Origin of the sequence: Massilibacterium senegalense, assembly GCF_001375675.1 — a bacterium.
Lineage (GTDB): Bacteria > Bacillota > Bacilli > Bacillales > Massilibacteriaceae > Massilibacterium > Massilibacterium senegalense.
In genome coordinates this window covers 1,301,935-1,321,793 of sequence record NZ_LN831786.1, presented here as the reverse complement: position 1 = coordinate 1,321,793, position 19,859 = coordinate 1,301,935, and the positions used below count along the sequence as shown (strand labels likewise).

General features: G+C 35.6%; 20 protein-coding genes and 2 tRNA genes. 19 read left to right on the top strand and 3 right to left on the bottom strand.

Annotated elements, in window-relative coordinates; genetic code table 11:
* Positions 1 to 268: 268 nt before the first annotated feature.
* The 6 genes from BN1372_RS09995 to BN1372_RS09970 all read left to right on the top strand — a co-directional run bounded on the left by BN1372_RS09995 (position 269) and on the right by BN1372_RS09970 (position 7,444).
* Complete coding sequence (locus BN1372_RS09995; RefSeq protein ID WP_062199065.1) at positions 269 to 1,345, top strand: extracellular solute-binding protein; 1,077 nt, start codon at positions 269 to 271, stop codon at positions 1,343 to 1,345.
* Positions 1,342 to 2,883 (top strand): ABC transporter permease, encoded by a 1,542-nt coding sequence (locus BN1372_RS09990; protein WP_062199063.1) that lies wholly within the window; start codon positions 1,342 to 1,344, stop codon positions 2,881 to 2,883. The genes BN1372_RS09995 and BN1372_RS09990 overlap by 4 nt, the downstream gene beginning before the upstream one ends.
* Before the next feature lie 11 nt (positions 2,884 to 2,894).
* Positions 2,895 to 3,896 (top strand): ABC transporter ATP-binding protein, encoded by a 1,002-nt coding sequence (locus tag BN1372_RS09985; protein ID WP_062199061.1) that lies wholly within the window; start codon positions 2,895 to 2,897, stop codon positions 3,894 to 3,896.
* A gap of 137 nt (positions 3,897 to 4,033) precedes the next feature.
* Entirely contained in the window at positions 4,034 to 4,348 is a 315-nt protein-coding gene (gene trxA / locus BN1372_RS09980) for a thioredoxin (protein WP_062199059.1), read from the top strand.
* 93 nt (positions 4,349 to 4,441) lie between these two features.
* On the top strand, positions 4,442 to 6,217 hold the full coding sequence (uvrC, locus tag BN1372_RS09975) for an excinuclease ABC subunit UvrC (protein WP_062201268.1): 1,776 nt from the start codon (positions 4,442 to 4,444) through the stop codon (positions 6,215 to 6,217).
* Between the two features lie 9 nt (positions 6,218 to 6,226).
* On the top strand, positions 6,227 to 7,444 hold the full coding sequence (locus BN1372_RS09970; protein ID WP_062199057.1) for an aspartate kinase: 1,218 nt from the start codon (positions 6,227 to 6,229) through the stop codon (positions 7,442 to 7,444).
* Between the two features lie 56 nt (positions 7,445 to 7,500).
* Here the strand turns inward: BN1372_RS09970 and bioB are convergent, their stop codons facing one another.
* Together bioB and BN1372_RS09960 are read right to left on the bottom strand one after the other, a co-directional pair.
* Positions 7,501 to 8,493 (bottom strand): biotin synthase BioB, encoded by a 993-nt coding sequence (gene bioB / locus BN1372_RS09965; protein WP_062199055.1) that lies wholly within the window; start codon positions 8,491 to 8,493, stop codon positions 7,501 to 7,503.
* Positions 8,494 to 8,657: 164 nt separating this feature from the next.
* Positions 8,658 to 9,116, bottom strand: a complete 459-nt coding sequence (locus tag BN1372_RS09960) for a DUF2507 domain-containing protein (protein WP_062199053.1) — start codon at positions 9,114 to 9,116, stop codon at positions 8,658 to 8,660.
* Between the two features lie 454 nt (positions 9,117 to 9,570).
* On the opposite strand from BN1372_RS09960, the gene BN1372_RS09955 reads away from it, so the two are divergent.
* From BN1372_RS09955 to BN1372_RS09895, 13 genes are all read left to right on the top strand, one after another.
* On the top strand, positions 9,571 to 10,200 hold the full coding sequence (locus BN1372_RS09955; protein WP_062199051.1) for a succinate dehydrogenase cytochrome b558 subunit: 630 nt from the start codon (positions 9,571 to 9,573) through the stop codon (positions 10,198 to 10,200).
* A 15-nt stretch (positions 10,201 to 10,215) separates the two neighbouring features.
* Positions 10,216 to 12,030, top strand: a complete 1,815-nt coding sequence (gene sdhA / locus BN1372_RS09950; RefSeq protein ID WP_062199049.1) for a succinate dehydrogenase flavoprotein subunit — start codon at positions 10,216 to 10,218, stop codon at positions 12,028 to 12,030.
* Complete coding sequence (gene sdhB, locus BN1372_RS09945; RefSeq protein WP_062199047.1) at positions 12,030 to 12,788, top strand: succinate dehydrogenase iron-sulfur subunit; 759 nt, start codon at positions 12,030 to 12,032, stop codon at positions 12,786 to 12,788. Before sdhA ends, sdhB begins: the two co-directional genes overlap by 1 nt.
* A 112-nt stretch (positions 12,789 to 12,900) precedes the next feature.
* The gene (locus tag BN1372_RS09940) at positions 12,901 to 13,341 is read left to right on the top strand and encodes an acyl-CoA thioesterase (RefSeq protein WP_187118424.1); all 441 of its coding nucleotides are present in this window, start codon (positions 12,901 to 12,903) and stop codon (positions 13,339 to 13,341) included.
* Positions 13,342 to 13,460: 119 nt separating this feature from the next.
* Positions 13,461 to 13,664 (top strand): helix-turn-helix domain-containing protein, encoded by a 204-nt coding sequence (locus BN1372_RS09935; RefSeq protein WP_407656474.1) that lies wholly within the window; start codon positions 13,461 to 13,463, stop codon positions 13,662 to 13,664.
* 126 nt (positions 13,665 to 13,790) lie between these two features.
* Positions 13,791 to 14,585: a glutamate racemase gene (racE, locus tag BN1372_RS09930; protein WP_062199043.1), complete on the top strand. Its 795-nt coding sequence runs from the start codon at positions 13,791 to 13,793 to the stop codon at positions 14,583 to 14,585.
* A 125-nt stretch (positions 14,586 to 14,710) separates the two neighbouring features.
* Complete coding sequence (locus BN1372_RS09925) at positions 14,711 to 15,760, top strand: GerMN domain-containing protein (RefSeq protein WP_062199041.1); 1,050 nt, start codon at positions 14,711 to 14,713, stop codon at positions 15,758 to 15,760.
* A 105-nt stretch (positions 15,761 to 15,865) separates the two neighbouring features.
* Complete coding sequence (gene rph, locus BN1372_RS09920) at positions 15,866 to 16,636, top strand: ribonuclease PH (RefSeq protein ID WP_062199039.1); 771 nt, start codon at positions 15,866 to 15,868, stop codon at positions 16,634 to 16,636.
* Entirely contained in the window at positions 16,629 to 17,228 is a 600-nt protein-coding gene (locus tag BN1372_RS09915; RefSeq protein WP_062199037.1) for an XTP/dITP diphosphatase, read from the top strand. Before rph ends, BN1372_RS09915 begins: the two co-directional genes overlap by 8 nt.
* Entirely contained in the window at positions 17,225 to 17,731 is a 507-nt protein-coding gene (locus BN1372_RS09910; protein ID WP_062199035.1) for a metallophosphoesterase family protein, read from the top strand. The genes BN1372_RS09915 and BN1372_RS09910 overlap by 4 nt, the downstream gene beginning before the upstream one ends.
* Positions 17,732 to 17,816: 85 nt before the next feature.
* Positions 17,817 to 17,890: transfer RNA gene (locus tag BN1372_RS09905), tRNA-Gly, on the top strand.
* A gap of 1 nt (position 17,891) precedes the next feature.
* Positions 17,892 to 17,965 (top strand) — tRNA-Arg (locus tag BN1372_RS09900).
* A gap of 266 nt (positions 17,966 to 18,231) precedes the next feature.
* Positions 18,232 to 18,858, top strand: coding sequence for a uracil-DNA glycosylase family protein (locus BN1372_RS09895; RefSeq protein ID WP_325062697.1), 627 nt, complete (start codon positions 18,232 to 18,234; stop codon positions 18,856 to 18,858).
* A gap of 192 nt (positions 18,859 to 19,050) precedes the next feature.
* Here the strand turns inward: BN1372_RS09895 and BN1372_RS09890 are convergent, their stop codons facing one another.
* Positions 19,051 to 19,485, bottom strand: coding sequence for a hypothetical protein (locus BN1372_RS09890; protein WP_062199031.1), 435 nt, complete (start codon positions 19,483 to 19,485; stop codon positions 19,051 to 19,053).
* Positions 19,486 to 19,859: the final 374 nt, after the last annotated feature.

Sequence of the window (19,859 nt, the reverse complement as noted above, 5' to 3'; positions counted from 1 at the left end):
GTCTTGAAAGTATTTTTTCCTTCCACACTTTTGTATAATCCAGCTCCGAGCGCAACCGACTGCCGTAATAAGCCGCCCATCTCCAGAGGCAAAGAGCGTCTCTTGCGTCGTTCATCTTATTACTCTGTCGGTGACCGAATGCTCTCCGTACTTTTATAATAATGATTTTTATTTTCATTTATTTCACTATTAATATTGACAATCATTTTCATTTATATTAAATTATCATTATACTTATTTGGATAGTTATAAATGGAGGGGTAATATAATGAATATTAAGAGGTCTTTTTCAATGTTATTGATTTTCGTTCTCGTTTTATCATTAGCTGCGTGTAATACAGCAAATGAGTCAAACGAAAAAACAACATCAAAAGTGGAAAGTAAAAAGACAGAAAAAACAGAGGAACTTGTTGTGTATACAACTCGTAAGGAAGAATTTGTTCTTCCTATTTTAGAGAAATTTGCGAAAGAGCAAGGAATTGAATTAAAGTTACTTGCTGGGGATGAAACATTTGTGAATCGTTTAATGGAAGAAAAAGCGAATCCACAAGCGGATTTATTTATTTCAAATGATACAGGAGCATTAGAATACTTACGCCTAGAAGGTGTATTACAAGGTAATGATGATAAAGCGTTAAAAGTAATTGATGAGAAGTATCGTGCAGAAGATGGTTCTTGGGTAGGATTATCAGCTCGTACTCGTGGATTTGTTTATAATAAAGAAAAAATTCAAGAAAAAGATTTACCACAAACAATGGAACAATTAATAGATGAAAAATATAAAGGTAACTATGCTATTACTCGTGGTGGAAATGGTTCGATGATTGCTCATATTGCAGCTCTTAGCGAAGAATGGGGAGAAGACAAAACGGAAAAATGGTTACAAACGACAAGCAAAAATGCAGGTGCAATTACGAAAGGCCATACAGATATCGTACAGGCAGTATCTAACGGAGAATTTGATTTTGGTTTAGTGAATAACTACTATTACCATAGTGCGGTTGCAGAAGGTGATGAAAAAATTGGATTCTTCTATCCAGACCAAGGAAAAGACGGAATCGGTGCTTTCGTAAATGCAGCAGGAATTGGATTCATTAAAGGGGCGAAAAATGAAGCAAATGCAGCAGAATTTATTCGTTACATTTTAGAAGATAAAAACTTAGAACAATTTACTTCGGTTACAAAAGAAGTACCATTAAATCCAAATGTACCAACTGTAAAAGAAGCAAAACCAATTTCAGAATATCAAACAATGAAAATGCCATTACGTGACATCGGCCCGGTATGGAACGACGCAAAACAAATCATTGAAAAATCTGGTTTACCACTAGAAGTACAACAATGATGAAAAAACAGCATTATAAACGACAAGGGATGGTTTTATCATCCCTTGTTGTTATTACTGGGCTAATTATGATGATTCCGTTTGTATATGTTTTTGTACGTGCAATTCAAGCGGAACCATCTAGATGGAAGTTATTATGGGATGGAAAAATTCCGTTTTTACTAGAAAAAACATTTACCTTAACAGCTGTTGTTACCATTTTAGCTATCTGTATCGGGGTAAGTCTTGCCTTTTTCGTTTGGCGAACGAATTTACCAATGCATCGATTTTGGAATATAGCCGTTTCTCTTCCTATTGTAATCCCTCCTTATGTGGGGGCAATGGCTTATATTACATTAATTGGTCCAGGTGGATTAATGGAAAGTAATATATTCGATATTTATTCTTTTTGGGGGACTGTCTTTGTCTTAACAGGATTTACATATCCATATGTTTATTTTGTTGTGAGTGCTCTCTTAAAGAAAATGAATCGAAGTTTAGAGGAAGTCGGTATTATTGCAGGGCTTACCAAAGTGCAAGTGTTTTTCAAAATTACATTACCACTGTTGCTTCCTGCCATAAGTGCAGGTGGATTGTTAGTTGCTTTGTATGTTATTAGTGATTTTGGAGCAGTTGCAATGTTACGTTATCCAACCTTTGCACAAGCGATTTATTTTCAAATGGGAAGTTTTGATCGATATAGCGCTGCCATTTTAAGTGTGATTTTAATTGTTGCCACAGTACTTTTATTAGTTTTGCAAGTGGCGATTAAACGAAAAATGAAATTTTATCAAATTGGCAAAGGAAGTAAAGGAAATAGTCGACTGATGTTAGGAACAGGAAAATGGATTGCATTTGGTTTTACGTCATTTATTTTTCTTTTGTATACGGTAGCACCTATTTTTACGTTGTTGTATTGGACGTATGAAGCATTCCAAAATGGGAAAATAGATATTCATTTTTCTCAATATGCATGGAATAGTTTTACGGTTTCGTTTATAGCGATGATACTTTGTATTCTTTTAGCATTTCCATTAGTGTATGTGAAAAGTCGCTATCCGAATGCAATTGGAAAAATGGTGAATGTCATTAGCTACACGGGGTATGCGTTACCAGGTGTGATTGTTGCATTAGGTGTCATTTTTGTATTCATTCAATATGTACCATGGTTATACGGTACGCTCGTTCCCCTTGTCGTCGCATATGTCATTCGTTTTTTACCACAAAATATTCAAACACTAGATGCAAGTATTTCGCAATTGCCACCTTCATTAGATGAAGCGGCCCAATTGCTCGGAAGAACACCTTTTCAAACAATGATGGGTGTTGTGCTAAAAAATATGATTCCAGGTATTTTAGCAGGTGGATCATTAGTATTTGTAAGTGTGATGAAAGAGTTGCCTGCTACGTTGTTATTAAGACCAGCAGGGTTTGATACACTAGCCGTCCGTGTCTGGATTGAAACGAGTGAAGGCTTTTATGATGTAGCTGCTCCAAGTGCATTAGTCATTATTTTAGTGGCGGCTTTACCGTTAAAATATATGCTTGAAAAGGAATAGGGGGACAAAAAGTGACAGCTATTCAGATAGAACAATTAACTAAAACATATAATCATGTGCCGTCTGTAAATGGGATTGATTTTTCGGTTCAAGAAGGGGAAATTGTTGCCCTGCTTGGACCGAGTGGATGCGGAAAAACAACAACCTTGCGTATGATTGCTGGGCTTACGATGCAATCAGATGGATCTATTTATTTTGATCAAAAAAAGGTAGATACTATTCCAGCACATAAACGAAACGTTGGGATGGTCTTTCAAGAATATGCATTATTTCCGCATTTAAACGTCGAACAAAATATTTTATTTGGTGTGCAAAAAAAGAAAAATAAACAAGAGATTTTAGAAAATGTATTGTCGTTTGTTGCTTTGGAAGGATTTGAAAAAAGGTATCCCCATGAGTTATCGGGGGGACAGCAGCAACGTGTAGCGTTAGCTCGAGCGCTTGCTCCTTCTCCGTCTATTTTATTAATGGATGAGCCTTTTAGTAATTTAGATGAAGAATTAAAATATACGATGCGCCTAGAAGTGAAGCGAATTTTAAAACAAGCAAATATTACGACTATTTTCGTCACGCATGACCAAAAAGATGCCCTAGCGATTGCAGATCGGATTATTATTATGAACGAAGGAAAGATTGAACAAATCGGGACACCGCAACATATTTATCGATATCCAGAAACAAATTTTGTTGCAAAATTTTTAACTAGGGCAAATGTATTACGTGCAAAACAAGGATTTAATCAAATTGAAAGTACCATCGGGGTATTACCGGTAAAAAAAGTAACAGAAAAAACGGATGGATTTATCGTCATTCCACGCGATGGATTTACGGTATCAAATGATGGTGCATTTCAAGGAATCGTTACTCATTCATCATTTGAGGGAGAGTATTCGGAACTAATCTGTGATGTAAATGGCGAAAAAATGGCGATGTTATTTTACGGAGAAGCCCCTTGTCAAGTGATGGAGACAATACAGTTTCACATCAAGGACTATCGTTTTATTGCGAAATGAGTGTATGAATTAGGCCTTTTTTAAAAGGTTGTTTAATCAGAATAAAAAAGGGTACAATACGTGTAGGCAAAAGGCTAGAAAACGAGTACCTATGGTGGTATAATGCAAATGTAAGTATTGATAAGGAGGAGAAATTAATGGCAATTGTACATGCGACAGACGCAACATTCCAAAACGAAATTAAAGAAGGGTTAGTACTAGTTGATTTTTGGGCAACTTGGTGCGGACCTTGTAAAATGATTGCTCCTGTATTAGAAGAGTTAGACAAAGACTTAGCAGGAAGCGCAAAAATCGTAAAAGTAGATGTAGACCAAAACCAAGGAACTGCAGCTCAATTTGGTATTATGAGTATCCCAACACTTGTAGTATTCAAAAACGGTGAAATGGTTGACAAAACTGTAGGTTTCCAACCTAAAGAATCATTAGCAGCATTACTTAAAAAACATCAATAATGAAAAAAGAGGTAGTCTGAGAAATCAGACTCCTTTTTTTTATTTCCTCGGAAATACATGATAAAATGTAAAGAGAGGAGGGCACGAAGTATGATGAATGATCAATTAACACATAAACTGTCTTTATTACCAGAGCAACCAGGATGTTACTTAATGAAAAATGTGCATGGTACGATTATTTATGTTGGAAAAGCAAAAAATTTACGAAATCGCGTCCGCTCTTATTTTACAGGAAGTCATGATGGCAAAACCCAACAACTCGTAAGTCAAATTGTTGACTTTGAATATATTATTACTTCTTCGGATGTAGAGGCATACTTATTAGAAATAAACTTAATTCAAAAGCACGATCCAAAATACAACATTTTGTTAAAAGATGATAAATCGTATCCATATATTAAAATTACGAATGAAAAACAGCCACGTTTAGTTATTACGCGAAAAGTGAAAAAAGATGGTGGAAAGTATTTTGGCCCTTATCCCAATGTGATGGCGGCGAATGAAACGAAAAAGTTGTTAGACCGTTTATATCCATTACGTAAATGTTCCAAAATCCCTACTAGAATTTGTTTATATTATCATATGGGACAATGTTTAGCCCCTTGTGTGAACGATGTGCAAAAAGAAGAAAATGATCAAATTATTCACGAAATTAGCCGATTTTTAAATGGTGGCCATCAAGATATAAAAAAGCATCTTCAAGAAAAAATGACGGAGGCAGCAACTAATTTAGAATATGAACGAGCAAAAGAATATCGCGATCAAATTTTTAGTATTGAAGCAGTCATGGAAAAACAAAAGATTACGAATGCTGATTTAGTAGACCGGGACGTATTCGGATTTTCTTATGATAAAGGTTGGATGTGTGTCCAAGTATTTTTCGTTCGACAAGGAAAATTGATTGAACGGGAAGTTTCGATGTTTCCTTTTTATCAAACAGCAGAAGAAGAATTTTTAACGTATGTCGTCCATTTTTATTTGCAAAAAAATCATCCATTCCCGAAAGAAATATTGCTTCCGAGTCAAATAGATATAGCCGTATTAATGCAATTATTGCAAATAAAAATTTTTCAACCACAACGAGGGTTAAAAAAAGACTTAGTAAAATTAGCAACAAAAAATGCAAAGATAGCATTAGGTGAAAAATTTGCCCTTATTGCTCGTGATGAAGAACGGACAATCGGTGCAGTTGAAAAGTTAGGAGTTATTTTAAATATTGCTACACCGTATCGTATTGAGGCTTTTGATAATTCTAATATTCAAGGGACAGACGCTGTAAGTGCAATGGTTGTTTTTATTGATGGAAAACCAGCCAAAAAAGAATATCGGAAATATAAAATTAAAACGGTAAACGGGCCCGATGATTACGAATCCATGAGAGAAGTAATTCGACGGCGGTATACGCGAGTGTTAAAAGAAGGGCTACCTCTGCCAGATTTATTGATTATTGATGGTGGGAAAGGGCAAATTGATGCAGCAAAAGATATACTACAAAACGAATTAGGATGTTTTATTCCGATTTGCGGGCTTTCTAAGGACGATAAACATCGCACGAGTCAGCTTTGGATAGGTGATCCGCCAGTGTTAATGGAGTTGGATCATAAAAGTAATGAATTTTATTTATTGCAACGAATACAAGATGAAGTACATCGTTTTGCAATTACGTTCCATCGTCAATTGCGTGACAAAACAATGATTAAATCGGTGCTCGATGATATCCCTGGTGTTGGGGAAAAACGTAAAAAAGCATTGTTAAAACATTTCGGTTCTATAAAAAAAATAAAAGAAGCATCTGTGAAGGAAATTCAAGAAGCCTATATACCAGAAAAAGTAGCGCTGACGATTAAAGAACATTTAGAAAATAGTTGAGGTGTCTGTATGCAAATTATCGTTCAAAATTTTAATCAATTTGCAATGAATCATTTAGAACAAGTGGCGGATAAAATGATACAAGCAACTAGACAAAAAAAGAGTGTTGTTGCCGTGGTAGAAATGAGCGCAGCAAATCAAACGTATCTAAAAAAAATGACAGCACCCGTTTCGCGTTTTACAGGAAGAGAAGGTGACATGCTTTCTGCAAGTGGAGCACAAATAGAAGCAGCTCGTTTAGCTTCTTATTTATGTGAAAAAGGCCATGATTCAATTGCTTTTACTGGATGGCAAGCGGGAATTGAAACAGATCATACATTTTCGCAGGCCAGATTATTAGCGTTAAAAACGAATCATCTAAAAGATTGGTTAAAAAAAGGAAAAATGGTCGTTATTGCGGCCAATCAAGGAATGACTGGAGAATTAGATATTTCCACATTAGGAGAAGGCGGAGCAGATACGACAGCTGTCGCCTTAGCTGCCAGTTTACGTGCGGAAAAATGCGAATATTTCTCCAAGGAAGAAGGGCTTTTTTCTGCTCCTAAACAGTGGGTTCAAAAGGCACAAAAATTGCCATATGTGACGTATGATGAATTATTAGAGCTAAGTGAAACGTCGCTTATTCATCCTCGTGCTATTGAATTTGCTAAGCAATATAATGTTAATGTGGAAATTCGCTCTCTTTTTAAACAAATGCCAGGAACGATGGTTGGGGAGGAATGTTCATTGGAACAAAATTTACTCGTAAGAAGTATTACCTTTATCGATAACGTAACAAAAATAACGCTAGAAGGGAAAAAACAAAAAAAATTAAATGTCGCTGGTGTGTTTTCTACGTTAGCGGATAATGGAATAAACGTCGATATTATTATTCAAAATACATATGAATTAGATCACTCTATCATTTCTTTTTCAATTGATTCAAAAGATGTAGAAAAAGTAGAAAAAATCTTATCTAAACAGAAGGAAGAGTTGCAGTATAGTAGTATCGAAGTAGAAAATGAATTAGCGAAAGTATCGATTGTGGGATCAGGAATGATATTTTATCCTGGTGTAGCAGCTAAAATGTTTCAAGCACTGTCAGATGAAAAAATTAGGATTAAAATGATTAGTACGTCAGAAATCAAAATATCTACTGTTATTCCAAGAGAAGATATGATTCGTGCCGTTGATATTTTACATGACTCCTTTGAATTAAATATAGAAGATAAAGAAGTAGAATTCTAACTATAACAGAGCCACCGTTTTCTAATATTAGAAAACGGTGGCTCTTCATTTGATTATTAAATAGCAACAGCTTCATCAGCAAAATCAATTTCAAATCCTAAATCTTTTAACATTTGGAAGTCACTTGAAGCCATTTGCCCTTCTGTTGTTAAGTAGTCACCAACAAAGATAGAGGTTGCTATGTATAAACCAAGTGGTTGTAATGTTCCTAAGTTCACTTCACGTCCACCTGAAATACGGATTTCTTTTGTTGGGTTAATAAAACGGAATAAAGAAAGTACTTTCAGGCAATAACGCGGATCTAATTCTTTTGTTCCTTCTAAAGGTGTACCATCAATTGCGTTTAAGAAGTTTACTGGGATAGAGTCAGCATCTAATGCATGAAGCTCACGTGCCATTTTCACCACATCTTCTTTTGTTTCTTTCATCCCTACGATTACACCAGAACATGGCGAAATTCCAGCTTCTTTTGCAACGTTTACTGTGTTTACACGATCTTGGTATGTATGAGATGTTGTAATTTCTTCGTGATGATTTTCAGATGTATTTAAGTTGTGGTTGTAACGGTCTACACCAGCTTCTTTTAAACGTGTTGCTTGGTTTTCGTTTAATAAACCTAAACACGCACATACAGTTAAATTGTATTTATCTTTAATTTCTTTTACCGCTTCCACTACATTATCGATTTCTTTTTCACTTGGGCCACGTCCACTTGCTACGATACAGTATGTACCGATTTTTTGATCGTTTGCACGTTTTGCCCCTTCTAAAATAGTTTCTTTGTTCACGAAACTATATTTTTCCACACCTGTGTTGGCAATAGAGGATTGTGAACAGTATCCACAGTTTTCTGGGCACATACCAGATTTTGCATTAATGATTTTATTTAAACGTACACGGTTTCCAAAATAGTGATGACGAATTTTGTATGCTCCGTCTATTAAAGCTAATAATTCTTTATCATCACTAGTTAAAATGGCCATTGCTTCTTCATCTGAAATTCTTTTACCACCGATAACTTCTTCTGCTAATTGTGTCCATTGAGTCATTTATAAGTCCCCCTTTAATAATTGTTAACAAAAATGCCTTGTTAGTTAACAATAAAAGAGAAAGTAAAATATGTCAACATTAATAATATTTAAGTTAACAAAAGAAACTTATCGTACTTTAAAAAAATACGATAAGTTCAAAAAAGGGTAAATATGTATATTTATTAAGCGTCTTCAATGGAATCGGATGGATCCCATTGAACAAAGAAAAAGACAGCATCTTTTTTTCGCTTTTCTTCGGTTGCTTCTGTTATACATCGTTTAAAATGTTGAATTTGTTCTGCGATAAATCCTGCTTCTAATTGGAAGGAAGGTTTCGTAAACACCTGCAATCTTTTTTCTATTTCAGTAGAAGTAAGTTTTAACCACATGCCATTCTTCTTTTCTTTTTCAATGATCAAAGAACCAAACCCGAACCAGTGGCACATTTCTTCCAATTCTTCTATCGACGTGCAAGGGAACTTTCGTGCTAAATGTCGCCCTGCTAAATAAAGAATAAAATCTTCCTCTTTACCTAAAATATCATTAAGTAGTACTTCCTTTAACATATCATAGCCAAATGAATTGATGCTTTGTGAATCATATGCTTCTTTCCACTCATCCCAAGTTATCAGTTTTTTCATTTCTCCTCACTTCCTTCTGGATTTTATTATACCGATAAATGAAGAAAAGAAAAAATTACTTTCTTTCTTTTTTTGAACAATGAAGGTGTAAAAATGTATGATTATACAGTTTTAGCGAATACTCATAAAGATTAGAAAAGTGAAAAGTGTTTCTCCATACCCACCAAAAAAAACAAAAATATTCTGTTTATGATGGGGGATGTAAAAAAATAAAATTTTGACGTATTAATGAACGCGTTTTCTTGACGTTATACCATCTTGAGAGTAAAATGAAATTGTCACAATTTTTATGGATGGTTTTAATGCTCGAAAGTGTCATCCAAGATTCCAATGAATGGAGTTATTTGCGATGAGGGGTTGGAAATGCTCTAGCTGTTAACCGAAGTGTAACAAAGCATCATCCATCAATCTAGTCAAAAAAAATTTAAAAGTCTTTAAGGGGGGCAAAAACGTAATGGCAGGTAATCCAGAATTTTTTAATCGTAAGCTTCACTCACTATTAGGCGTTATTCCTGTTTCCGTATTCGTTACTCAACATTTAGTTGTGAACCACTTTGCGACGAATGGGGCAGAATCTTTTAATAACGCTGCAAACTTTATGGCGAATTTACCATTTCGCTATTTCTTAGAAATTTTTATTATCTTTTTACCTCTTTTATACCATGCGGTTTATGGTCTTTATTATGCATTCCAAGCTAAACCAAACACAAATCGTTTCGGATATTTCCGCAACTGGGCATTCCTATTACAACGTGTAACAGGTGTATTTACTTTAATATTCCTTGCATGGCACGTATGGCAAACTCGTATCGCAGCAGCAATGGGGGCAACAGTTGATTTCAACATGATGGCGGAAATTCTTGCAAATGGAGGTATGCTTGCGTTTTACATAATAGGTGTACTTTCAGCAGTATTCCACTTAGCAAATGGCTTATGGTCATTCTGTGTAAGTTGGGGAATTACAATCACACCTCGTTCGCAAAAAATCAACACTTATGTGACAATGGGTATTTTTGTGTTATTATCAATCGTTGCACTTCGTGCAATCTTTGCATTCACAAATCCAGAATTAGCAAATATGTAAGGAGTGAGTTAATAAATGGGTAAAGGTAAATTAATCGTCGTCGGCGGTGGTCTTGCAGGATTAATGTCAACGATTAAAGCAGCAGAAGCTGGTGTTCCAGTTGAATTATTTTCACTCGTACCGGTGAAACGTTCTCACTCCGTTTGTGCGCAAGGTGGAATTAACGGTGCCGTAAACACAAAAGGTGAAGGTGACTCACCGTGGATTCACTTTGACGATACAGTATATGGCGGAGACTTTTTAGCAAACCAACCTCCTGTTAAAGCAATGGCTGAAGCAGCACCAGGTATTATTCACTTAATGGACCGGATGGGAGTTATGTTCAACCGTACACCTGAAGGTTTATTAGACTTCCGTCGTTTCGGAGGAACAGAATATCACCGTACAGCTTTTGCGGGTGCAACAACAGGGCAACAATTATTATATGCATTAGATGAACAAGTTCGTCGTCACGAAGCAGCTGGCCTCGTAACAAAATACGAAGGATGGGAATTTCTTCAAGCTGTCGTTGATGAAGAAGGTGTATGTAAAGGAATTGTTGCGCAAAATCTTAAAACAATGGAAATTCGTGCTTTTGATGCAGATGCTGTTATTATGGCTACTGGTGGTCCTGGTATCATCTTTGGTAAATCAACAAACTCTGTAATCAATACAGGTACAGCAGCAAGTGCACTTTATCAACAAGGTGTGAAATATGCTAACGGAGAATTCATCCAAATTCACCCAACAGCAATTCCAGGGGACGACAAATTACGTCTTATGAGTGAATCTGCTCGTGGGGAAGGTGGACGTTTATGGACATACAAAGATGGTAAACCTTGGTATTTCTTGGAAGAGAAATATCCAGCATACGGCAACTTAGTACCTCGTGATATTGCAACACGTGAAATCTTTGACGTGTGTGTAAATCAAAAATTAGGTATTAACGGTGAAAATATGGTTTACTTAGATCTTTCTCATAAAGATCCACATGAATTAGATGTTAAACTTGGTGGTATTATCGAAATTTATGAAAAATTCGTAGGTGACGATCCACGTAAAGTACCAATGAAAATCTTCCCAGCTGTTCACTACTCAATGGGTGGTATGTGGGTAGACTTTAATCAACAAACAAACATTCCTGGTTTATTTGCTGCAGGTGAATGTGAGTACCAATACCACGGTGCAAACCGTTTAGGTGCTAACTCTTTACTTTCTGCAATCTTTGGTGGAATGGTTGCTGGTCCAAATGCAGTTGAATATATTAGTGGATTAGATAACTCTTCTGATGAAGTAAAATCTTCTGTTTTCGATGCTGCAGTAAAAGAACAACAAACGAAATATGATGACATTATGGGTATGGATAAAGGTAACGAAAATGCATACGTTCTTCACAAAGAACTTGGTGAATGGATGACAGCAAACGTTACAGTTGTTCGCCACAACGATAAATTAAAAGAAACAGACGACAAAATCGTGGAATTAATGGAACGTTATCAAAACATTAACATCCATGATACAGCAAAATGGAGTAACCAAGCTGCTTCATTTACACGTCAATTATGGAATATGTTCCAATTAGCTCGTGTTATCACATTAGGTGCTTTAAATCGTGATGAAAGTCGTGGGGCACATTATAAACCTGAATTCCCAGATCGTAATGATGAAAAATTCTTAAAATCAACAATTGCGACGTATACAGGTAAAATGACAGCTCCAGAAATCACTTACGAAGATGTAGATACATCTATGATTAAACCTCGTAAACGTGACTATACGAAATCTAAAAAAGATAAAGATAAACAAACAATACAACACTTCAAAGAAGAGCAAGTTGGGGGTGAAAAATAATGAGTGAAACAAAAACAGTTCGTTTTATTGTAAAACGTCAAAAAGATCCTAATTCTGCTCCGTACACAGAAGAATTTGCAGTACCTTATCGTCCAGGTATGAACGTTATCTCTGCATTAATGGAAATTCGTCGTAATCCAGTAACTGCTGATGGCAAAGAAACTTCAGCTATTTCTTGGGAAATGAACTGTCTTGAGGAAGTTTGTGGTGCTTGTTCGATGGTCATTAACGGAAAACCACGTCAAGCCTGTACAGCACTTGTTGACAAATTAGAACAACCAGTTCGTTTGGAACCAATGAGTACATTCCCAGTTGTTCGCGACTTAGTGATTGATCGTAGTCGTATGTTTGATGCGCTAAAACGCGTAAAAGCATGGGTTCCAATTGACGGGACATACGATTTAGGAGCTGGTCCACGTTTAGCAGAATCAAAACGTCAATGGGCGTATGAACTTTCTAAATGTATGACTTGTGGTTGTTGTTTAGAAGCTTGTCCGAATGTAAACGATAAAACAAAATTTATCGGACCAGCAGCCGTGTCTCAAGTTCGTTTATTCAATACTCACCCAACAGGTGAAATGAACAAAGCAGAACGTTTAGAAGCACTTATGGGTGAAGGTGGTGTCACAAACTGTGGTAACTCACAAAACTGCGTTCAAGTATGTCCAAAAGGTATTCCTTTAACAACTTCTATTGCAGCTATTAACCGTGACACAGTTGTACAAGGCTTCAAAAACTTCTTTGGTAGCGACAAATAATAATCGTCTTGAAAAGACCTCTTCGATTAAACAGAAGAGGTCTTTTTGCATGAAAAATAGATATGATATTCATAGAATGATATATGACAAAAATGATGAAAGGGGAATGATGATGGCAACTATTTCATATGTAGATGATTTCTCGAGTTGGGTTCAATCATTTTCTTTTTCCATTCCAATTAAAGTACGCTTTTCTGATACCGATGCATATGGTCATCTTAATAACACAAAAGTATTTGTTTACTTTGAAGAAGCGAGAATTGAGTTTTTGAAAAAAATAAACTTATTTTCCTTTAATATGCCAACGATGTTAGTGGTTCGTGACATGCAATGTGATTATTTACAGGAAGTATTTTTTGATGATCAGCTTACAGTATATTGTAAAGTGGGGGATATTGGACGGACATCTGTCGATCTTCATTACATGGCCAAAAACGAAAAAGGAGAAGTTGTTCTCACCGCCAGGGGACGATTAGTTCAATTATCGAAAGAGACAAAACGACCGTTTTCTTGGCCCAAATCGATAAAAAATCAGTTATCTTCGTTTTTGTAAGGTACCAAGAGGCTCTTTTATGCATACGATACGATAACTAACTTTATTCCTTTCAAATAAACCCTCTACTTAAGAAAAAGATAAGGAGGGAGCAGACATTGAAAGGACACGAGTACCGTATGAAGCCGTTGCTGACTAAGCGAGAACGTGAAGTTTTTGAATTGCTCGTCCAAGATAAAACAACAAGAGAAATAGCAGAGGAATTGTTCATTAGTGAAAAAACGGTTCGAAATCATATTTCTAACACTATTCAAAAACTTGGCGTAAAAGGGAGAGCACAAGCAGTTGTAGAACTGATTCGACTAGGAGAATTACAAGTATAAGCCAACATTTTTGTTGGCTTTTTTTTGATTGAAAATTACAAAAATGAACATTCTTATTGCTTTTTTTTATGAAAAGTAGCAATATATTGATGACTACTGTTAAAAAGAAAGAATGAGGCGATTGTAGTGGATAAACCTATTGGAGTTATTGATTCAGGAGTTGGAGGACTAACTGTTGTAAAAGAAATATTACGACAGCTACCAAAAGAGCAAATCTATTATGTAGGGGATACTCTGCGTTGTCCATACGGTCCACGTTCTAAAGAAGAAGTGCGTCAATTTACGTGGGAAATGACAGATTATTTATTACAACAAGAAATTAAAATGCTCGTTATCGCGTGTAATACTGCGACGGCTGCAGTGTTAGAAGAATTAAAAGAAAGTTTATCTATTCCTGTCATTGGGGTTATTCACCCAGGTGCACGGACAGCATTAAAAGAAACGAATAATTATCACGTAGCTGTAATCGGAACAGAAGGAACGATTAACAGTAAAGCCTATGAACACGCTTTAAAAAGTATTCATGATGATATTCAGGTGGAAAGTTTGGCATGTTCATCCTTTGTTCCGCTAGTTGAAAGTGGAAATTTTTTGAATAAAAAAGCGAAAAAAATTGTAGAAGAAACGTTACAACCATTAAAAGATAAACCGATTGATACGATGATCTTAGGTTGTACCCATTATCCATTATTAAAATCAGTCATTCAAAATGTGATGGGAAAACATATTTCTTTAATTTCTTCTGGGGATGAGACTGCCCGTGAAGTAAGTACGATTTTATATGAAAGTAATCTATTGTATACAGGTAATCGAGAACCCCAACATCATTTTTATACGACAGGTTCTAGTGACGTGTTTCGTAAAATTGCTGAAGATTGGTTTGAACAACCAATACGATATATTAAAACCATTCAGTTATAAGAAACTTTCGAATAAGAAAGTTTCTTTTTTTTGTGCTAAAAAACAAGCAGGGCTCGTATATATACGATAAGAGATAGGACATCCTTTTTAAAAATGGATAAACAGGCCTAAGGAGGGTTCGAACAATGAAACGCTTACTGGTGATAAGTGCTTGTGTTGTATGGTTAGCAGGTTGTCAATGGGGGGGTGGGAAAGCGCAACAAACGATTGACCCGCCGCCAGAAGTAACAGTTGTAGATGAAGAAGCAACACTTTCAGATAAAGAACAATCAAAAGAGTCGGAACAAACCAAAGAAAAAACAGAAAAAACAGTGCTTCGTGAATTATATTTGTTAGATGAGAAAGGAATGCTCGTTCCAACGGTCTTAAAAGTACCGCATACGACTTCGGTAGCGAAACAATCAGTAGAATATTTAGTGAAAAATGGCCCTGTAACGGAATTGCTACCAGAAGGGTTTCAAGCAATATTACCAGCTGGAACGGAAGTATTATCTGTAAACCTTGTTGGAGATACGATTGTCGTGGATTTTTCCCCAGAATTTAAAGAATATAAAGCGGAAGAAGAAGAAAGGATTTTACAATCGATTACGTACACATTAACGCAATTTGATCAAATTCAAAAAGTAAAACTTCAAATTAATGGACATGAATTAAAAGAAATGCCAGTGAATCATACACCAATAGATGAGGGGGTATCTCGATTAGAAGGCATTAATTTTGAAAATGAGTCCATTAATGATGTGACACAAACGTATCCAGTGATTGTTTACTTTTTAACGAAAAAAGAAAATGCACAATATTTTGTCCCGGTCACTAGAAGAGTCCAAGAACAACTAGATCCAATTGAAGCAACAGTTCAAGAGGTGTTAAAAGGCCCAAGTGTTCAATCTGGCCTTTTAACACCATTAAAAGAAGAAGTAAAATTAGTCGAAAAACCGAAATATGAAAATGGTGTAGTAACGTTAAATTTTAATGATGCTATTTTAAATAATAATAAAGAAAATAAAATTGCTGATGAAATTGTTCAATCTCTCGTTTTATCATTAACGGAGCAAGAAGGGATTGAAAAAGTTGCCATTTTAGTAAATGGACAAACACAAGTGCAACAAGCATCCGGAAAATTGTTAACAGAACCAGTGGCACGTCCGAAAAATGTGAACATCGGTACATTTTAAAAAATCTTTGGTATAATAAAAGAAGGAAAGAAAAGAGGCAGGAACACTGCCTCTTTTTTGTGACCCTCTTAGGATATACTAAAAGAAAAAAGGGAGGCTTTAATGATGAGAATGGATGGAAGAGGAAATAGTGAGGTTAGACCTGTACATATAGAAACAAATTATTTGAAACATCCAGAAGGTTCTGTCTTAATAACAGTTGGAGATACAAAAGTGATTTGTGCGGCTACAGTGGAAGAACGTGTGCCCCCATTTATGCGCGGGGAAGGAAAAGGATGGGTTACTGCAGAATATGCTATGTTACCCCGTGCAACAGAACAACGAAATATTCGCGAATCGTCTAAAGGAAAAGTAATGGGGAGAACGATGGAAATCCAACGTTTAATCGGACGAGCACTCCGCTCTGTTGTAGATTTAGAAAAAATAGGAGAACGCACATTATGGATTGATTGTGATGTGATTCAAGCGGATGGTGGGACAAGAACGGCTTCTATTACAGGTGCTTTCGTTGCAGTAGCATTAGCGATGGAAAAATTAGCAACAGAAGGATTGCTAGAACAATGGCCATTAAAAGACTTTTTAGCAGCAACAAGCGTCGGCGTAACGGAAGAACACGGAGAAATTGTTGATCTTTGTTATGTAGAAGATTCTAGTGCGGATGTTGATATGAATGTTGTCATGACTGGCCAAGGAGAATTTGTTGAAATTCAAGGTACTGGAGAAGAAGCAACGTTTTCATATGCACAATTAGAAACATTGTTAAAATTAGCGTCAAATGGAATTAACCAATTGATTGCGATGCAACAAGAAGTTTTAGGAGAATCCATTACAAATAAAATTGCAGCTTATACAAAAAAGGAAGATACGAATGAATAAAATTATTATTGCAACAAATAATCAAGGCAAAGTAAAAGACTTTGAAACGTTATTTCAACCTCTTGGTTACGAAGTATTATCGCTTCGTGACTTTCCTGAGGTGATCGAACCAGAAGAAACGGGTGTAACGTTTGAAGAAAATGCTTTAATTAAGGCGACAAGCGTCATGGAACAATTACAATATCCCGTTATTTCGGATGATTCAGGATTAGAAGTAGATGCGTTAAATAAAGAACCAGGCGTTTATTCTGCACGGTATGCGGGAGAAGAAAAAGACGACGAAGCTAATTTGCAAAAAGTGTTACAAAACTTAAAAGACGTGGTAGATCCTTTACGAACTGCACGATATGTATGTGTTCTTGCAGGTGCGGTTCCTGGAAAAGAACCATTTACAGTACGCGGAGAATGTGAAGGCGTTATTACAAGAGAAAAAATGGGGACAGAAGGCTTTGGCTATGATCCGATTTTTTACGTTTCAGAAAAACAAAAAACGATGGCACAGCTATCAAAAGAAGAAAAAAATAAAATTAGCCATCGCCATTACGCATTAGAAAAATTAGTACAAGTATGGGATGAGGAATCTTTTCAATGAAAATAGGAATTGTAAGTGACAGTCATGGACTTGTTCAAGAAATAAAAGCCATTTACCAACGTCATCAACATGAAGTTGAATTATGGATCCATTGTGGGGATTCTGAACTTTTTCCCGACTCCTTACAACCATTTGTTGCAGTGAAGGGAAATTGTGATCTCGGACCTTTTCCAAAGGAAGAAAAAATCGAAACACCTTTAGGGGTAATTTTTGTCACCCATGGCCATCATTATCAAGTAAAATCAACGTTAATGCCATTAAAATATCGTAGTGAAGAAGTAGGAGCAAAAGTCGTCTGTTTTGGTCATACACATGTAGCGATGACTGAAAAAGTTGACGATGTGTTATTTATTAACCCTGGCAGCATTAAAAAACCACGTATTCGAGTAGAGAAGACATATTGTATTTTGGATTGGGAAGAACAAAAGATGTCGGTTCGATTTTTTGATCTAGAAGGAAGAGAGTTAACAGATATGTTTCAGCAATATCCTGTGCATACCTAATTCTCCATATGGAGAATTAGGTAAATCACAAAAAAGTCTTGACAATAATCCGGTATTATTTTATATTAATTAGTGTCGTCACAGTGCGGGTGTAGTTTAATGGTAAAACCTCAGCCTTCCAAGCTGATGTCGTGGGTTCGATTCCCATCACCCGCTCCATGTCCCAGTAGCTCAGCAGGATAGAGCAACGGCCTTCTAAGCCGTCGGTCGGGAGTTCGAATCTCTCCTGGGACGTTACAGACGTTTTAGAAAGATAAAAAAATCGCTATAAACCTTTTACAATGAAGGTTTATAGCGATTTTTTTCATAATGTTTGCTTATTCTAAGCAATATTTATAAATCGCGGAGCAGAAAGCCGTTATTATAATGTCTAAAAAAGTGTAAACATAATGAGCTGAGTCAAAAGTGGATAAAATTCGAAATCCTGTTTTTTTCTTTTTCAAAAGCATACACTAGTAAGAAGAAATATACGATAGAAAGAAAGGTTGACGAATCAATTGGTGAACAAAAACAACGTAAAATCTACTTTAATATGTTCAAAATTTATGGATGTAAAACCACACTTTGAACCTGGAACAAAAAACGAAATAGCGATTGTTTTTTCTTGTCCAGGTCAAGAAGAGCAAAGAGCGGGTAAGCCAGCAGCAGGTAAAACAGGGACAAATTTGGCACTGTTATTAGGTCTATTAAATGAAAGAAGTGATTTGGAATTTACACGTGAAGCAATTACGATTACTAACGCATGGGATCAAATAGAATATAAAAATGAAACGGGAAGAAGTGAAGCGAAAGTAAGTGAAATATACGCTTCGGATAATTTACAACGTTTGACTAATGAGCTCAACCATATTAATCGATTAATAATCTGTAGCGGAGAAAAGGCTTATAATGCCGTAGAAAAAATAAAAGATTTATTAAATAAGAAAGTGACAATAGTAAAAATCAGACATTTAGGATATCAATCATTAAATCAAATTTCGACAGATATGAAAGGAAATGAAATACTTAGCGTCAAAAAAATAAAACAAAATGGGGATGAAAGAGATGAACGTGCAATTGGTTATGAAAATACTTTAAGAAGATTAGAAACTCAATGCATCCTCATTTTAACTGCTTTAAAAAGATGATTCTATCGCAACGAGTTTGCCCATAAAATAGATTCCTGTAACACAAGAATACATATTAATGAATCACGAGAATGTTACTAAGAAGGAAAATTTCATTTGGATACATGATTAGTTTTTGTCTATTTACAAAGAAGATGTGAGTATTTTTCTAGTAAAGAGGAGAGAAAATTTGGTGTTTGTAAGTATGGTAGTTTATTTCATGTTTTTTAAATAGTTAAGTTCTGACTCATGTTCAATAGATTTCAACGAAAGTGTTGCTAAAATTTGTTCATGTCGATTTTGAGTATACACAACGGTGTTAAGAGTATTTTTTATTTCATTCTGATCTTCTTTCATTATTTGTTGATTACTTTCAATTTTTTTCAAAAGAGCAACTACATTTTCCTGTTCTTCTTTTTCTAATTTACCAACAGTATTTTTTATTTCTTTCGCATCTTCTTGGACAAAAGATAATTTCGTTTCAAGCGTATCGAATCGCCCATTCATTTGTGCTTTTATTTCTTGTTGCTCTGTCTTCAATCCTTGCAAGTCAGCTTTTATTTCTTGTTGCTCCGTCTTCAATCCTTGTACGTCAGTTTTTAAACCTTGCACTTCAGACAATATTTGTTTTAACAAAACTTCACTCATCTACAACCCTCTTTTCTTTTTAGTATTTGAAATCATTCAATAATTTTTTACGAATACATCATACGTTTTTTTGCCGATTTTTGCAAGGAGAAATACGTTGTTTTATCACTTATTAACAGGTAACAAGAATCCTGATTAAAATGTTAAGGTAGCACCGAAAATAATTAAGAGGGGAATCAAATTATTTGATCCTCATAAGATGGACTAATGACTTTCATTCACTATAAATCAAAGTACTGTAGAATTCCAAAGTGCTTCTTCTGCTTTTCGTATTATTTATAGCCTCGTCGTTGACCAAGCCTATCTTCACTTTTTTGGATAAACGTGGGATACGTGCATCCAACCAACGGTGGGAGGAGGAAGTGCGAAAATCA

Coding starts and splice junctions, on each gene's coding strand:
- BN1372_RS09995 (WP_062199065.1), top strand. CDS start 269: ATGAATATTAAGAGGTCTTTTTCAATGTTATTGATTTTCGTTCTCGTT.
- BN1372_RS09990 (WP_062199063.1), top strand. CDS start 1,342: ATGATGAAAAAACAGCATTATAAACGACAAGGGATGGTTTTATCATCC.
- trxA (WP_062199059.1), top strand. CDS start 4,034: ATGGCAATTGTACATGCGACAGACGCAACATTCCAAAACGAAATTAAA.
- uvrC (WP_062201268.1), top strand. CDS start 4,442: ATGAATGATCAATTAACACATAAACTGTCTTTATTACCAGAGCAACCA.
- BN1372_RS09970 (WP_062199057.1), top strand. CDS start 6,227: ATGCAAATTATCGTTCAAAATTTTAATCAATTTGCAATGAATCATTTA.
- bioB (WP_062199055.1), bottom strand. CDS start 8,493: ATGACTCAATGGACACAATTAGCAGAAGAAGTTATCGGTGGTAAAAGA.
- BN1372_RS09960 (WP_062199053.1), bottom strand. CDS start 9,116: ATGAAAAAACTGATAACTTGGGATGAGTGGAAAGAAGCATATGATTCA.
- BN1372_RS09955 (WP_062199051.1), top strand. CDS start 9,571: ATGGCAGGTAATCCAGAATTTTTTAATCGTAAGCTTCACTCACTATTA.
- sdhA (WP_062199049.1), top strand. CDS start 10,216: ATGGGTAAAGGTAAATTAATCGTCGTCGGCGGTGGTCTTGCAGGATTA.
- sdhB (WP_062199047.1), top strand. CDS start 12,030: ATGAGTGAAACAAAAACAGTTCGTTTTATTGTAAAACGTCAAAAAGAT.
- BN1372_RS09940 (WP_187118424.1), top strand. CDS start 12,901: ATGGCAACTATTTCATATGTAGATGATTTCTCGAGTTGGGTTCAATCA.
- BN1372_RS09935 (WP_407656474.1), top strand. CDS start 13,461: ATGAAGCCGTTGCTGACTAAGCGAGAACGTGAAGTTTTTGAATTGCTC.
- BN1372_RS09925 (WP_062199041.1), top strand. CDS start 14,711: ATGAAACGCTTACTGGTGATAAGTGCTTGTGTTGTATGGTTAGCAGGT.
- rph (WP_062199039.1), top strand. CDS start 15,866: ATGAGAATGGATGGAAGAGGAAATAGTGAGGTTAGACCTGTACATATA.
- BN1372_RS09915 (WP_062199037.1), top strand. CDS start 16,629: ATGAATAAAATTATTATTGCAACAAATAATCAAGGCAAAGTAAAAGAC.
- BN1372_RS09910 (WP_062199035.1), top strand. CDS start 17,225: ATGAAAATAGGAATTGTAAGTGACAGTCATGGACTTGTTCAAGAAATA.
- BN1372_RS09890 (WP_062199031.1), bottom strand. CDS start 19,485: ATGAGTGAAGTTTTGTTAAAACAAATATTGTCTGAAGTGCAAGGTTTA.